The organism is Sphingobacterium deserti (genome assembly GCF_000757725.1).
Taxonomy (GTDB): Bacteria; Bacteroidota; Bacteroidia; order Sphingobacteriales; family Sphingobacteriaceae; genus Sphingobacterium; species Sphingobacterium deserti.
This window is the reverse complement of record NZ_JJMU01000074.1, coordinates 1-14,655: the sequence shown is the minus strand read 5'-3', so window position 1 is coordinate 14,655 and position 14,655 is coordinate 1. Positions and strand designations below refer to the sequence as shown.

General features: G+C 41.4%; 12 protein-coding genes. 5 read left to right on the top strand and 7 right to left on the bottom strand.

The window, feature by feature from the left end; translation table 11 throughout:
* Positions 1-10 precede the first annotated feature (10 nt).
* On the top strand, positions 11-652 hold the full coding sequence (locus DI53_RS19190) for a carbohydrate-binding family 9-like protein (protein WP_052072587.1): 642 nt from the start codon (positions 11-13) through the stop codon (positions 650-652).
* Positions 653-706: 54 nt separating this feature from the next.
* On the opposite strand, the gene DI53_RS19185 is transcribed toward DI53_RS19190, so the two are convergent.
* Positions 707-2,296 carry a sulfatase family protein gene (locus tag DI53_RS19185; protein ID WP_037503792.1) on the bottom strand — a complete coding sequence of 530 codons (1,590 nt, stop codon included), beginning with the start codon at positions 2,294-2,296 and terminating at the stop codon, positions 707-709.
* A 79-nt stretch (positions 2,297-2,375) separates the two neighbouring features.
* On the opposite strand from DI53_RS19185, the gene DI53_RS19180 reads away from it, so the two are divergent.
* Genes DI53_RS19180 through bla form a run of 4 tightly spaced genes read left to right on the top strand, consistent with a single transcriptional unit; the run spans position 2,376 to position 8,748 of the window.
* Entirely contained in the window at positions 2,376-3,134 is a 759-nt protein-coding gene (locus DI53_RS19180) for an ImuA family protein (protein WP_206538062.1), read from the top strand.
* A gap of 2 nt (positions 3,135-3,136) precedes the next feature.
* Complete coding sequence (locus DI53_RS19175; RefSeq protein ID WP_037503785.1) at positions 3,137-4,639, top strand: Y-family DNA polymerase; 1,503 nt, start codon at positions 3,137-3,139, stop codon at positions 4,637-4,639.
* A gap of 6 nt (positions 4,640-4,645) precedes the next feature.
* A complete protein-coding gene (locus DI53_RS19170; RefSeq protein ID WP_037503782.1) occupies positions 4,646-7,786 on the top strand; it encodes an error-prone DNA polymerase in 3,141 nt (1,046 codons plus the stop codon).
* 50 nt (positions 7,787-7,836) lie between these two features.
* Positions 7,837-8,748, top strand: a complete 912-nt coding sequence (bla, locus tag DI53_RS19165; protein WP_037503779.1) for a class A beta-lactamase — start codon at positions 7,837-7,839, stop codon at positions 8,746-8,748.
* A 535-nt stretch (positions 8,749-9,283) separates the two neighbouring features.
* Here bla and DI53_RS19160 read toward each other — a convergent pair.
* The 6 genes from DI53_RS19160 to DI53_RS19135 form a co-directional block, all read right to left on the bottom strand.
* Positions 9,284-10,333: an acyltransferase family protein gene (locus DI53_RS19160; RefSeq protein ID WP_037503777.1), complete on the bottom strand. Its 1,050-nt coding sequence runs from the start codon at positions 10,331-10,333 to the stop codon at positions 9,284-9,286.
* Positions 10,334-10,420: 87 nt separating this feature from the next.
* Positions 10,421-10,981 (bottom strand): DUF4230 domain-containing protein, encoded by a 561-nt coding sequence (locus DI53_RS19155; protein WP_037503774.1) that lies wholly within the window; start codon positions 10,979-10,981, stop codon positions 10,421-10,423.
* A 55-nt stretch (positions 10,982-11,036) separates the two neighbouring features.
* Complete coding sequence (locus DI53_RS19150) at positions 11,037-11,249, bottom strand: hypothetical protein (RefSeq protein ID WP_037503771.1); 213 nt, start codon at positions 11,247-11,249, stop codon at positions 11,037-11,039.
* 171 nt (positions 11,250-11,420) lie between these two features.
* Positions 11,421-12,491 (bottom strand): agmatine deiminase family protein, encoded by a 1,071-nt coding sequence (locus DI53_RS19145; protein WP_037503768.1) that lies wholly within the window; start codon positions 12,489-12,491, stop codon positions 11,421-11,423.
* Between the two features lie 68 nt (positions 12,492-12,559).
* Entirely contained in the window at positions 12,560-13,435 is an 876-nt protein-coding gene (locus tag DI53_RS19140; RefSeq protein ID WP_037503765.1) for a carbon-nitrogen hydrolase, read from the bottom strand.
* A gap of 294 nt (positions 13,436-13,729) precedes the next feature.
* Complete coding sequence (locus tag DI53_RS19135; protein ID WP_071790532.1) at positions 13,730-14,263, bottom strand: DinB family protein; 534 nt, start codon at positions 14,261-14,263, stop codon at positions 13,730-13,732.
* Positions 14,264-14,655: the final 392 nt, after the last annotated feature.

The following is a 14,655-nucleotide window of genomic DNA, read 5'->3' as shown; positions in this document are numbered from 1 at the left end:
CCAAAATGTAATGGGTAAATTGATTGTAGAGCAGTTGGCTATAGATGCCGGAAATTTTAATTACGCGCAGTTGGCACGCAGTATGGAGGTATTGACATGGCATATTTTAGATCAGCACAATTGGAAAGAGGAGTACCCCTATAAACCGATAGTGAATTTTCAAATCGGACATACAGGCTCCGCAATTCTTTTGCATTTTGCCGTTGAAGAGAAATTCATTAAAGGGCAGTACGTGCGACCAAACGAATCTGTGTGGGAAGATAGTTGTGTGGAATTTTTTATCTCTTTTGATCAAAAGAATCATTATTACAATCTAGAATTCAATGTGGTTGGTACAGGCCTTATTGGCTATGGTCCGAAAATTAAAACAGAAAGAGCCCGGCTTGATGCCGAAACCATTACAAAAGTATCTACTGCCACATCCATAGTGAGCAAGCAGGGTGAGAAAAATTGGAATATCATCCTTTATATTCCAATTGGAATATTCTCAAAAAGCGATATTACGTCGTTGGCCGGTCTTTCAGCACATGCTAATTTCTATAAATGCGGCGATGCCTTGCCTGAGCCTCACTTCATTTCGTGGAAACCCGTTGCATGGCCGAAACCTAATTTTCATCTTCCTGAGTTTTTTGGCGAAATCGAATTTGCATAAGAGCAGATCTTTGAGAGGAAGATCGCGGTATAAGTGGAGTGTGAATCGTACAAGCTACTTTGAAGGGAGATAACGCGCATCATTTTCCGGAGAATCATTGTATTTTTTTCGTACATCTTTCAGTTTAACTGTCATTTGTTGTTTTATGGATGCATATGTAGGGTCATTATAGACGTTTTTAAGTTCGTTCGGATCCTTTTCAAGATCATATAGTTCCCATTCATCAACATCATAATAGAAATGGATAAGCTTATAGCGATCTGTCCGGATGCCATAATGTCTTTTTACCATATGAATGCTCGGGTATTCGTAGTACGTGTAATAAACAGCATCTCTCCAGGTCGTATCTTTACCAGCAACAAGTGCCCGAAAAGATTCGCCTTGTATATCCTTGGGAATCTCGATGCCAGCATAGTCTAACAGTGTGGGGGCAAAATCAAGATTCTGCACGAGATCGTCTGCTATTTTTCCTGGCGGGATCTCTTTTGGATAACGAATTAACAGCGGAGTGCGTAGAGACTCTTCATACATAAATCGCTTATCAAACCATCCATGTTCGCCTAGATAAAAGCCTTGATCGGATGTATAGATAACTATAGTGTTTTCTTCCAGTCCATTAGCCTTTAAGTAATCCAGTAGTTTACCTACGCCATCGTCTACAGCAGCGACCGTACCCATGTAATCTTGCATATAGCGTTGATAGCGCCATTGCAGAAGCTCCCTACTAGACATGTTAGGGTATTGAGCTTTGAATGTTTGCATAATGGGATCATAAACAGCATCCCACTCCCTACGTTCCTGCGCCGTCATTCTCCCTAGATTATTTGTATAAGCAGCCTTGTCCCAATTCATGTATTCTTTCAGTCCCAATTCATCCATAAGGGCAGGAGGGACCTTATTGTCTCCTGCCCAGTTCATATGTTTCAAAATATTCATTTCAGCAGTCTTTGCTGCCGTGCCGCGACCTTCAAAATTGTCAAATAATGTTTTAGGTTCCGGATAGGTAATTGCGGTATACGATTCGATATGCCTAAGTGCAGGAAGCCATTCCCTATGCGGAGCTTTCTGATGGTACAAAACGCAGAATGGCTTGTCGGCATCTCGATGATCGATCCAGTCGATAACCATGTCTGTTGTTAAATCTGTTACGTAGCCTGAAAGCTGTTGTTTATGGCCATTGATTACAAAATTTGGATTGTAATACTCTCCTTGATCAATCAGCACGGCAGAATGGTTAAACCCATCCGGTAATCCATCCATATGAATTTTGCCTATTAATGCAGTTTGATATCCATGCTTTTGAAGCATCTTGGCGAAATTATCCTGACTCCAATCAAATTTTGCCATATTATCAATCTTTCCATTCACAAAACTATGTTTGCCTGTGAGCAACACAGCTCGGCTTGGCGCGCAAAGTGAATTAGTCGCGCTGGCGCGAGTAAACATTACACCCTCTTTAGCTAGCCGATCGATATTTGGAGTATGGTTTAAGCCATGGCCGTATGCGCTAATAGCTTGATAAGCATGGTCATCACTCATGATGTACACGATATTCGGTTTAGATTTTTTATGCTGTGCCTTAGCACACAAAGATAGCCCGAGGGCTAGAATAGCAGTGAGGTAAAAAAAGCGTATATAGCGCATAGCGAGAGGTTTAAACACTTAAAAGTAATAAAAAATTTTTAAAACTATTTACTAAAAAATTTAGTATTACATTTGTGATGTGAAAGGAGGAACTATTATGCAACTCGATACAATCAAACAGGCTAAGGTCGCCAATCTTCAGCGACAAATTTTGGCTTGGCAAGGTTATAAAGATAAAGACGAATCATCCCAATCGCTTGGGCTTGGTGCATTGGAGCATGCATTTCCGGGGCAAACTTTTCCGCTAAGCTGCATTCACGAGTTTATAGCGGATAAGTATGAAGATGAAGCGGCAACAAGTGGGTTTATAGGAGGACTCCTGGCTACTCTATTAAACAAGGGAGGTGTATGTATTTGGATCGGTAGTACGCAGCAATTATTTGCTCCGGCGCTAAAGGCTTTTGGAGTCCATCCTGACCAAGTCATTTTTATTTGCATGAAGCGTGAGAAGGATATATTGTGGGCACTTGAAGAAACGCTAAAGTGCGTTGAGATTCAGGTTGTAGTGGCAGAGATCAAAGATTTGGATTTTATCCAATCCCGGCGATTACAATTGGCCGTGGAAAAAAGCAAGGTTACAGGTTTGATTTTGCGTACCGCTATTCGCCAGCAAATGACCACGGCCTGTGCTGCACGCTGGCACGTGCGTCCATTACCAAGCATGGTCGTAGATGGACTGCCAGGGGTAGGCTTTCCCTTGTGGGCTATCCATTTACTGAAGGTACGCAATGGTAATCCAGGATATTGGGAGGTAGCTTGGCAAAGTAACCGATTTACAATAATCTCTAAGCAGGTACCAAATGAGAAACAAAGGATAATTGATTTAAAAGTAGGGTAACTATGCATAAGCGTTATGCTGCAATTTGGCTTCCTTATCTGCTGGCAGATTGGTATATCAGGAAAAATAAAAACGTGGCCAATCAACCTATTGCATTTGTTCTCCCGGAGAAAGGAAGAATGGTTATTACGGCGGTGAATTCAATAGCAGAAAAAATGGGTATAGCTCCACCTATGGTTTTGGCTGATGCTAAGGCTGCTTTGCCAGAATTACATGTAGTTAATGATAAGGTTTTACGAAGTTATAAATTATTGAAAGCTATTGGGATATGGTGCCTTAAATTTACTCCTACTGTAGCTATGGATGCACGAGGTGGACTATTATTGGATATGAGTGGATGCTCTCATCTATGGGGAGGAGAAATAAACTATATAGAAACTATATCAGTACAATTACACCAGAAAGGATACCAAACACGTTTAAGCTGTGCTGATACTATTGGCGCTGCATGGGCAGCCTCACGCTATGGTCCGGATAAAATAATAGTGCCGGATCAGAATCAGCTGGCCATGCTTGCTTCCCTTCCTGTGGAAGCACTTCGTTTAGATGAAGACGATATCCTAAGATTGTATAAATTGGGTTTCCGGACAGTTGGCAGCGTTGCTACGGTGTCATCAGCACTATTAAAAAGAAGATTTTCCGCTGGGCTTTTACATCGTCTAGAACAATTTTTAGGAAAGAGAGAAGAGCACATAGAGCCGCTTGAAGGCATAGCTCCATATGCCGAACGGTTACCCTGCCTGGAGCCGATCCGTACAGATAAAGGCATAGAAGTGGCTATTCTTAAGTTATTGGAAATGTTATGTAAACGGTTGACTAATGAAGGTAAAGGTTTGCGTAAAGCTAGACTGAGCTGTTACCGTGTTGACGGGAAAAAAGTGTTTGTAGAAATAGGTACCAATCGAGCATCTGCTCACGTTCCGCATTTAAGTGGATTATTTAGCCAGAAAATTGCCCAGATAGAACCAGCTTTAGGTATAGAATTATTTTTGCTTGAAGCTCTTGTCGTGGATGAAGCAGCTTCATCGCAGGAAACACTATGGAGAGAAGGCCTTGGGGTCTCCAATACAGCTATTATCGAATTGTTGGATCGAATTAAAGGCCGCGATCGTAGTTGTCTTATTAACCGCTATGTGCCCGATCAGCACCATTGGCCCGAACGCTCTATAAAGAGTGCAACATCATTCGCGGAAAAACCTAGTATGGAATGGCCTTTAGATAGACCGCGCCCCACACGTCTGTTGCATCCTCCGCAGCGAATAGAGGTAACAGCGCCTATACCCGATTATCCTCCGATGCTTTTTCGATATGCCAATGAGGTGCACCACATTAAAAAGGCGGATGGACCTGAACGTATAGAACGCGAATGGTGGTTGGAAAATGGAGAACACCGCGATTATTATTATGTAGAAGATGAAAGTGGAAACAGGTATTGGTTGTTCAGACTCGGCCACTACCGCGGTGATCGTACATCAGAATGGTATTTGCATGGTTTTTTTGCTTAGCATAATATGGGATATGTTGAACTGAATGTAACAACTAATTTTAGCTTCTTACGCGGTGCTTCACATCCGGATGAGCTGATGAAGAAAGCGCAAGAATTGCATTACAAGGCTGTGGGAGTAACGGATAGAAATACGCTCGCCGGGATTGTACGCGCTCATGTTGCTGCAAAAAAGCATGCAATACGATTGATTGTGGGGTGCCGTTTGGATTTAGTGGACGGTATAAGTTTGCTGGCTTACCCTAAAAATAAAAATGGCTATGCGCAACTGTGTGCATTACTGTCTCTAGGAAACCAGCGTGCCGAAAAAGGAAAATGCCACCTTTACAAGGCAGATGTCCAAGCCTTTAAACAGGATTTGTTATTTGTTATCGTTCCACCAGCTCAGCTAACAGGATGTTTTGATCTAGAGTCGGGTTATATTGATGATTTAGATTGGTTTTCTAAGAATATTGAAAATCAGGTTTATATAGGTGTTTCAAAGCTTTATGCAGGTGACGATCAAAAGCGTTTGTATCGCTTGCATCAGCAAGCGATAAGACTAAGCCTGCCGCTTATCGCACTTGGCGATGTGCATTACCACGATGCAGATAGACGGGAACTGTGTGATGTGCTTACATGCATCCGAGAGAAATGTACAATACATACCGCAGGTTATAGATTGCACGCCAATGCAGAGCGTTACCTCAAGCCTGCGGATGAAATGGAGCGCCTATTTCGTAATTATCCTGAAGCTCTTGAAAATAGCAGTAAGCTAGCGGATGAATGTCGTTTTTCTTTAGACGAACTCACCTATCAGTACCCAGAGGAATTAACAAGCGGTGGACGTACACCCCAAGAAGAATTGGAAATGCTGGTATGGGCAGGTGCGGAAAACAAATTTGATGCAGGAAATTTAGTAAAATATCGGGAACAGATTCAAATGGAGCTGGATTTTATTCAGCGCAAAAACTATCCCTCTTATTTTTTAACAGTGTATGACTATGTCAAATTTGCGCGTGACCGCGGCATACTATGTCAAGGGCGAGGTTCCGCCGCCAATTCTATTGTTTGCTATTGCTTAGGTATCACGTCGGTTGATCCAACGAAGATCAAATTGCTTTTTGCGCGGTTTATGTCTGATGCACGGGATGAACCGCCTGATATTGATGTCGATTTTGAACATGAACGGCGAGAGGAGGTGATTCAATACATTTACGAAAAATATGGCCATGATCGTGCAGCTATTGTGGCGACGGTAACACAAGAGAGACCGAAGGGTGCACTCCGGGATGTAGGAAAAGCTATGGGATTGTCGATGGACGCTTTAAGTAGGTTGTCGCAAACAATTAGTTCTCACTGGGATAGTGAGATAGATCCTGAACGCTTCGCGGAGCATGGCTTTAGTACAGAAGATGTGCACTTTCGAAAGATTATTGAACTTAGCGAGCAATTACTTGGATTTCCCAGGCAGCTAGGACAGCATACAGGGGGCTTTGTCATAACCCAAGGCAATATGCATGAGCTTTGTCCGATTATCAATGCCCGCATGGAAAACCGAACCAATATAGAATGGAATAAAGATGATCTGGAGGCTTTAGGCTTTTTAAAGGTCGATGTTTTGGGGCTTGGTATGTTGACCTGTATTCGTAAAGCGTTTGATCTGGTTAAAAAGCATTATGGCGAGGAATTGACATTGGCGAATATTCCTCAAGACGATAAGCAGGTGTATGACATGATCTGTGAAGCAGATACCTTGGGTGTTTTCCAAATTGAGAGTAGAGCGCAAATGTCCATGTTGCCCCGCTTGAAACCCAGAGAGTTTTACGATTTGGTTATCGAGGTCGCTATTGTAAGACCAGGCCCTATACAAGGCGATATGGTTCATCCTTATTTGCGGCGGCGTAATGGGGAAGAACCCGAAGATTATCCTTCGGAAGAAATTCGTGATATTTTACGTCGTACGAAAGGAGTTCCTTTATTTCAGGAGCAAGCTATGGAAATCGCTATTGTGGCGGCTGGCTTTACGCCGGCCGAAGCGGACGGATTAAGGCGCAGCATGGCGACTTTTAAATCAAAAGGAGAAGTGAGCCTATTTCGTGAAAAGATGGTGAAGGGCATGCTCGAAAAAGGTTACAAAGAAGATTTTGCACAGCGCGTATTTCGACAGTTGGAAGGTTTCGGAAGTTACGGGTTTCCAGAGAGTCATGCGGCTTCATTTGCATTGTTGGTTTATGTGTCAAGCTATATTAAATGCTATTATCCCGATGTATTTGCAGCAGCCTTGCTCAATAGCCAACCGATGGGTTTTTATCATCCGGCACAAATTGTTATTGATGCGCAGAAGCACGGGGTGCAAGTTGGCGCTACGGATATTAATTATTCCCAATGGGACAATACGCTTGAAGGAAACTTTAATGAAAAGCTGCACAAACTTCGGTTAGGGTTTCGTCAGATCAAAGGCGTAAGTGAAAATGAAATACAGGAACTGATTAGCCACCGGAAAACTGCATATAAGCGAATGGAGGATGTCGCCGAAGTTGCTTCACTAACACTCTTGGAAAGGCTTGCTGATGCCGATGCATTCCGTTCGCTGGGTTTAGATCGAAGACAGGCTTTATGGCAGGTAGCTGCACTTGGTGATAGGCCTATACAGCTCTTTAAAGAGCAGCCCTCGACCAGTACATTAGAGATGCAAATGGAGCTGCCCTTAATGACAGCAAGTGAACACGTAGTGCAGGATTATGCAACGACGGGATTGTCCGTGAAAGCACATCCTGTTAGTTTCTTGAGGGATAGATTAGATAAAAAGCATGTTGTGCCTACCGATAAACTTTCTAAAGTGAAAAACGGGATGCCCGTTAAGGTCTGCGGATTAATTACCGTAAGGCAACGACCTGGCACCGCGAAAGGGGTTTTATTTGTGACTATTGAGGACGAGGTTGGCTTTGCAAACCTCGTCGTATGGGGAAAGGTATTTGAACGCTATAGACGCGAAATTTTACAATCTAAATTGATATTAGTAAGTGGCGTTGTGCAAATAGAAGGTAAAGTGATCCATGTTGTCGTGAAACAATGCTATAATCTCAACGATTGGTTGCAAGAACTCCAAGAGGCTGATGAATCCCAAACCATGGGCGTATTTCATAAGGGACGAAATTTCAGATAGGATATTTTAAGTACTTAAATGGTATATTAGCCTAGAAAAAATACCGGCGTATGAACTTTTGTAAAATTTTGATTTTATGCTTTTTAAGCAGTCTTTCCTTGTCGTTTGGCCATGCCCAATCCAAAAGTTTGGAAAATGATATTAAGACGTTCATTCACGATAAAAAGGCTATAGTTGCTGTAGCTATTAAAAATGGACGTGAAGGGGATATTGTCCACGTTCACGCAGATGAAAAGTTACCGATGCAAAGCGTCTTTAAATTTCATATTGCCGTAGCTATGCTTACTGAAATTGATAAAGGAAATTTTAAATTACAGCAGCCTATCGTTATAAAAAAAGAAGATTTGACACCAGATATTTGGAGCCCATTACGCGACGCCTATCCACAAGGTACAACAATGCCATTATCAACCGTCATAACCTATATGGTTTCCCAAAGCGATAACGTCGCGTGTGACATCGTTTTAAAGCTATTGGGTGGCCCTGAGGTCGTTGATCAATTTTATAAAGAAAAAGGGGTAAAAGACCTTTCGATCAAAATTAATGAAAAAACAATGCAGCGCAATTGGGAGGCACAATTCAAAAACTGGACAACAGCTGAGGAATGTACCGATCTGCTAAAGACATACTTTTATAATGATAAAAAAGAACTATCCGCTGAAAGCCATCAATTTTTATGGACTGTGATGAAAGGAACAGAGACCGGTTTGAAACGCTTGAAAGGAAATTTGCCGGCAAATACAGCTGTAGCACACAAAACAGGTTATTCCGGAACGAAAGATGGAATTACTGAAGCTGTACACGATATAGGCGTCATCTATCTCCCGAACAACGATCCTATTTTTATCTCCGTTTTGGTAAGTAAATCCAGAGAAGATTTGGCTACGAATGAAGAGATTATCGCTCGTATTGCCCATATGGCATACGATTTTTACACACAAATGCACAAAAAAACAAAATAAAAAATCCTGAAGTGGGGAACTTCAGGATTTTACCAAACCAATTATTAACCTAAATTATGAAATTATACTACAATAACGCGAATACGATTTATATAGTATATCCCTATTATTATCTTTACATTTTTTAACATATTTAGCCACTATTTAGATTATTCCCGACCTGTTGCAAGACGTGCATTAAAACATGCAAAAGCCCGGCACATATGCGTCGGGCTTTTATTTGATCACAAACTATGCCCTATATCTTGAGCTACAATAAATTTGTAATCTACATATGCTACTAACGTCTTGCGATTTGAAAAGTTCTGTTTAAAGCTAAAAAAATCCTGTAGCTGGGACTACAGGATTTATCAAACTAAATATTAACTCATTATGAAATTTCATCTTATACTATTAAAACGTGTACTCCAAAGATTTAGTATGGATCGGGCTATAAGAAAAATGCCGTTTATCAGCTACGCGAATAATTGATGATGTTTTTTCCCTGTTGGTAGGCATGAAATAGCTGTAAAAGCGCTCTTTCTAAGTTTCAACGTTAAATCTTTAAATAGGCGTTCGTGAGGTATTTTCTGATAGGAACCTCAATATATTTCATAATTAGCCATGCGAAAAGGAGCAATACTAATGTACCAATAATCACAATATACGGTAAATGCTTATCCACAAAGAATGTACTTCGCAAATAGTCTCCGAAAATCCAAATAGCGGCATAATGCGTCATATACAACGGATAGGATATGTCGCCTAGAAATTTGCAGGTTGTCTGAAGGGGAGGTTTAAGTGAGGTTCCCGCTCCAAGCGAAATAATGAAAGGAAAGTAAAACAACACAACAAGTGTTTCGACTAGCCAGTTTAAAGATGTAAAGGGCATAAGAAGTACAGCCGCCAACAATATTGCTATACTACCAAACCCTAAGTTGTTTTTTACGATATATCGGTTTCTAAAAACCCATAAGCCAGCGCAAAAGGAATAAGCCAATCGAATACCGCCAACCTCAACGTTGTCTTTGCTCCAACCCCCCGAAAGATTTCCGTAAGAATAACTGGTATATGCAAGTGCTGCCGCTGCAACCAGTAGTAGTAATATCAACCACTTCTTATTCAGCTTAGCTAACATAGTAGCATAAAAAATATTAGCGACATATTCCCAGAAAAGGGACCAGGAGGGAGCATTTAAGCTAAAGAGGTTATAGGCTTTGTCTGCCAAAACCGGATAAGGAATAAGAAATATGGAACATAGAAAAATGGAAATGATATCTCTTGTTGGCGGAATATCTATGCTGCTAAATGGAGCCCATAGCAAGCCAATCAATCCAAGGAGAGATCCAATAACCACCAAGGGTTGCAGTCGGATAAGTCGGGCTACAAAAAATTTTTTCAGCCCAATGATTTTGAGTTTCTGATCATATGCATACCCCAGCACAAAACCCGACAGGCAAAAGAAGAAATCTACTGCTAAAAAGCCATGACCAATAAAGTTTTTTTCAAAGTCGGTGATAATCCATTCCATAAAATGAAATACCACAATAAGAATCGCTGCCACGCCACGCAGCCCATCCAGTACCAAGAAATGTTGTTTTTGCATGAATATTTAGCCCACCGTATATTTTAAAATATTTTGGGCGCAAGATACCACTTCAAAATTTATAATAAAAGGGGCTAAAACCAGGCGTTAATCAAATGTCAAGTAGATCTTTTTAAACCCCAAAGCTTCTAAAAAAGGCTTGAAAACGTGCGTTGCGTTTGTTTTTGTTTGCTGAATGATATCCGATTTGGCGACCTCCTTTGCGACTTGGCTTTCAGCACTTTTAAAAGCTTCGTCTACTAATGTCGCTTCCCGGAAAAAAGCCATCTTTGTGTCGTATACACGAGACGCTTTATGGTCGATCTTGACATAGCAAACTTCTGGTTTTGGAAGTTGTATTGAAACCGAGTCTCCATGCACGGCAATCTTGTTTGGATCAAGCTTGGTCAAATCAACACATCCTACTGCATCGGCTTTAACAATAAGTAATACACTGGCATCTGGAAGGAAAGTGCTTATGGCTTTGTGCTCAATAACATCACTAAGTCTATATTTCACGAGCTCCAGCTTACCCATGGCTTCAATGCGCTCTACAAGAATTTGATGCGTAGTTTCCCTAGCCGGCGATTGGCTATATTTTGTAAACACCATCCATCCGATAACGCCTATAAGTCCGATAATTAAGAGGACAATTAAAAATTTCTTCATGGTTTAAACCTGTCAAATTGTATTCCAATCCCGAAAATCAAACGCTAAACTGTGGCTATCTCGCTACATCATCTATATCGTTCAGCTTGTTTTGGAGTAATTTCAGCGCTGCATCTTTCAGCGAGGTGGTATCCAAGTTCCCGTTCACCTTATACTGTTCCAGGTCACCCGAACATAAAAGGGTTATATCTACATTAAAAGAAACGCGGGGCGTGCTGTCTTCCTGTGATACGGTTGTGTCGTTTATCTGTATTTCTTGTAACTGCATAATGAAAAAGTTTTTATATCTATAAAACCCCGTTATGCAGTAAAAGTTCAATTTCGATTCTATTGTATATAAGACTGCTGTCCATACTGGAGCTAAACAAATACCGCTTAAACAAGCCGGGAGGGATCTTTACGATTCCCTCCCGGCAAAAAAAATCTATAAAAGCCTACCTTATGCAGGTTCTTGCTGACTCAAACAGTGGAAACTGCCTAGCCCCCATATAATATCAACCGAATTTATACCTATTACTTTACGTGTAGGAAAACACGATTGGATAACATCTAGCGCGCGTTGATCATTTGGATCATTAAATGTAGGGACAACGACTACTTCATTGGCTATATAAAAATTAGCATAAGAAGCAGGTAGACGGGTCTCATCATAGATAACAGCTGCCGGCATAGGAATTTCGACAATATTTAGCGCTGAGCCATCAAGAAGTCTCATTCGCTTTAGCTGCTGCAAATTCTCCTGAAGGATAGCATAGTTTTCATCCTCCGGATTTTCTTCTACGGCGGTGATTACGGTGTCCTTGCTTACAAAACGGGTGATGTCGTCGATGTGCCCGTCTGTATCATCGCCGATGATACCATCGCCCAACCAAAGAACCTGCTCTTGCCCGTAAAACTCTTTCAGGTAAGTTTCGATTTGTTCCTTCGTTAAGTGCGGATTTCTATTTTCGTTTAATAAGCAAGCGGTTGTGGTCAATACTGTGCCGGCGCCATTAAATTCTACTGAGCCGCCTTCCATAACAATATCTGGCGTAAAAAGAGGTAATCCGAAGGTTTTTGCGATGCGCGTCGGGACAACATCATCAAGATCATAGGGTGGGTACTTTCCACCCCAGGCATTATATCCCCAATCGACAATAGCCTTCTCGTTGCCATCAGTTTTTAGCAAAAAAGCAGGGCCATGGTCACGGCACCAGGCATCGTTGGTCGGGTTAAAATAAAACTCTATATGTTGAAGTTTCGCACCTACCTTTTGCAGGTGTGTTAAAGCAAATTGCTTCATTTCCTCGTCAACGACATTGACGCGCACTTTCTGCCCATCAGCAACTGCTTTTATAAATTCACTGTAGGGGCCAAAGATGCTATCGAGCTTGCCTGGCCATGAAGCTTCCTTATGTGGCCAACTAAGCCACATAGCTTCTTGGGTCGCCCATTCTGCAGGAAAATAAAAACCTTGTTTTTTTGGAGAATTTGTAAACAAGTCGTGTGAAGAGTCTGGAAGTTGTGACATAAATAAAGGTTAGACCATTTTCATGTTGTATTACTAAAACATGAAAACGGTCAATATTATAAATAGGATTAATCTTCGTCTATAAATCTTTTCGTAATGGGGGCATAGGTTTCAATGCGGCGATCTCGCAAGAAAGGCCAATGCTTGCGAAAGTAATCGGCCTGGCTTAAGTCCAGTTCCACGACTTCCGTCTCTTCCTTATCGTGTGAGGCGAGGTATAAAATTTTACCTTGCCCATTCGTTACAAAACTACCTCCCCAAAATTTCATCGCACCATCTTGTTCAAAACCTACACGGTTTACGGATACGACAGGCACGCCATTCGCTACGGCGTGTGAGCGCTGAATGGTCTGCCACGCATTGTATTGATCGCTATTCGTCTCTTCATCCTGATCGGTAGCCCAACCTATTGCTGTAGGATAGAACAATATTTCTGCGCCCATCAGGGCGGTAATACGTGATGCTTCTGGATACCACTGATCCCAACAGATCAACACGCCAATTTTACCAAATTTTGTTTTAAATATTTTGTAACCCAAATCACCCGGTGTGAAATAGAATTTTTCGTAGAACGCAGGATCATCCGGAATATGCATCTTACGGTATTTTCCAAGGTACGCTCCATCAGCATCAAGCACAGCGGTAGTATTGTGGTATAGTCCTTCCGTGCGCTTTTCAAACAAGGAAGCAATGATCACTACACCCAGCTCTTTTGCAACCTCCGATAGTGCATCTGTAGAAGGCCCAGGTATAGTTTCGGCCAATTCAAAATTATCATAATCTTCCACATCACAGAAATACAAAGACGTGAATAGCTCCTGTAAACACACGATTTGAGCGCCTTTCGCGGCCGCATCGCGCACTTTTACAATTGCTTTATCCAGATTCTCTTGTTTGTTTGCTGTACAACTCATCTGTACAACACCGACTTTTACATTTCTCATTACCAATCCTCGTTTTTAAAATGCCTTAAATTTGAAGTGCAAAGATAATGATTCCGAGCTTAAATCTTTCCTATATGAAAGTAGTCGAAAAGTAAAAAATGGAGTTTATATATGCATTATTTCCCAACCTCCGACATGCAATTACTCTTAGCTTATATGAAAAAAAAGATCCTGCGATCGGGGAATCGCAGGATCTTCAAACTAACTAATTATAAACTAACCTATGAAGTATTTCTCTTACTCTTTGTATTTAAAACGCTCGGCTTGCCGCAATGGTATAAACTATACTTGAGTTTAACAAGTTTTAACATCGTCACTGTTCGTGATCCATTTAATAGTAACGAGCATTTGGCCGATATGGCGTTGGCTATGCTCTGCAGCATGGAAAAGTAGACCGATTAGAGTTGTCGGGATACGTTGCCGTCCTAGATAACGCACCGCAGTAAGGTCGTCAACCGATATATGTTTTAGCTGGTTGACAGCATTGTCGATAGACGCATGCAAACTAAGGACTAAGGACAATTTTGTAATACCGTTCTCTTGTCGACCCTCGGCTCCTAAATAAGCCAGCTGTGTTTCCGTTAATGATTTATTATGGGCATAGGTAAACATACGATCGATAACACCCGCTATATGTTGAAGATGGAATGCTACCGAAGCTGCACCTGCAGGTTTGATCCATAATTCGTCTTCTTGCAAATTACCCACATATTGTTGCGCATCTTCCTGCACTTGCAATAGCGCATGTGCCACAGGTTGCAACAGGTCAGGAACACCTGCAACTGTGCCGCGCATCCATACTTCTTTTTCCATTCTACCTTTTTCCATGATTTGATCGTTTTAAACAGTATAAAGATATTGACAATTATTTTATTGAGTAGTGCGTAGTGAGTATTGGGAATTGAGATATTAAGATGAATAAAAGTTGTTGTCATTGCGGGGCAGAGGAAAGATGGTGTGGCAATCTTCAGTATTGAGTAGTGCGTAGTGCGTAGTGGGTAATGAGATAGTAAGTCTAACAGAGGAGCCAGGGTCATTGCGAGGAGGAGGAACGACGACGCGGCAATCTTCAGTATTGAGTATTGCGTAGTGCGTAGTGAAAATAGATTGTAGTACTTAGTATTTAGAATTGCGTAATGCGTAGCGGGAGAAGTTTAGGTATTCTTTATTTTATCGCTTCTTTCCAATATTAAACGAAATGTCGCCTTTTTATAGCTGAT

Bases quoted from the DNA above. Each gene is read 5' to 3' on its own strand.
- DI53_RS19190 (WP_052072587.1), top strand. From the start codon at position 11: ATGGGTAAATTGATTGTAGAGCAGTTGGCTATAGATGCCGGAAATTTT.
- DI53_RS19185 (WP_037503792.1), bottom strand. From the start codon at position 2,296: ATGCGCTATATACGCTTTTTTTACCTCACTGCTATTCTAGCCCTCGGG.
- DI53_RS19175 (WP_037503785.1), top strand. From the start codon at position 3,137: ATGCATAAGCGTTATGCTGCAATTTGGCTTCCTTATCTGCTGGCAGAT.
- DI53_RS19170 (WP_037503782.1), top strand. From the start codon at position 4,646: ATGGGATATGTTGAACTGAATGTAACAACTAATTTTAGCTTCTTACGC.
- bla (WP_037503779.1), top strand. From the start codon at position 7,837: ATGAACTTTTGTAAAATTTTGATTTTATGCTTTTTAAGCAGTCTTTCC.
- DI53_RS19160 (WP_037503777.1), bottom strand. From the start codon at position 10,333: ATGCAAAAACAACATTTCTTGGTACTGGATGGGCTGCGTGGCGTGGCA.
- DI53_RS19155 (WP_037503774.1), bottom strand. From the start codon at position 10,981: ATGAAGAAATTTTTAATTGTCCTCTTAATTATCGGACTTATAGGCGTT.
- DI53_RS19150 (WP_037503771.1), bottom strand. From the start codon at position 11,249: ATGCAGTTACAAGAAATACAGATAAACGACACAACCGTATCACAGGAA.
- DI53_RS19145 (WP_037503768.1), bottom strand. From the start codon at position 12,491: ATGTCACAACTTCCAGACTCTTCACACGACTTGTTTACAAATTCTCCA.
- DI53_RS19140 (WP_037503765.1), bottom strand. From the start codon at position 13,435: ATGAGAAATGTAAAAGTCGGTGTTGTACAGATGAGTTGTACAGCAAAC.
- DI53_RS19135 (WP_071790532.1), bottom strand. From the start codon at position 14,263: ATGGAAAAAGGTAGAATGGAAAAAGAAGTATGGATGCGCGGCACAGTT.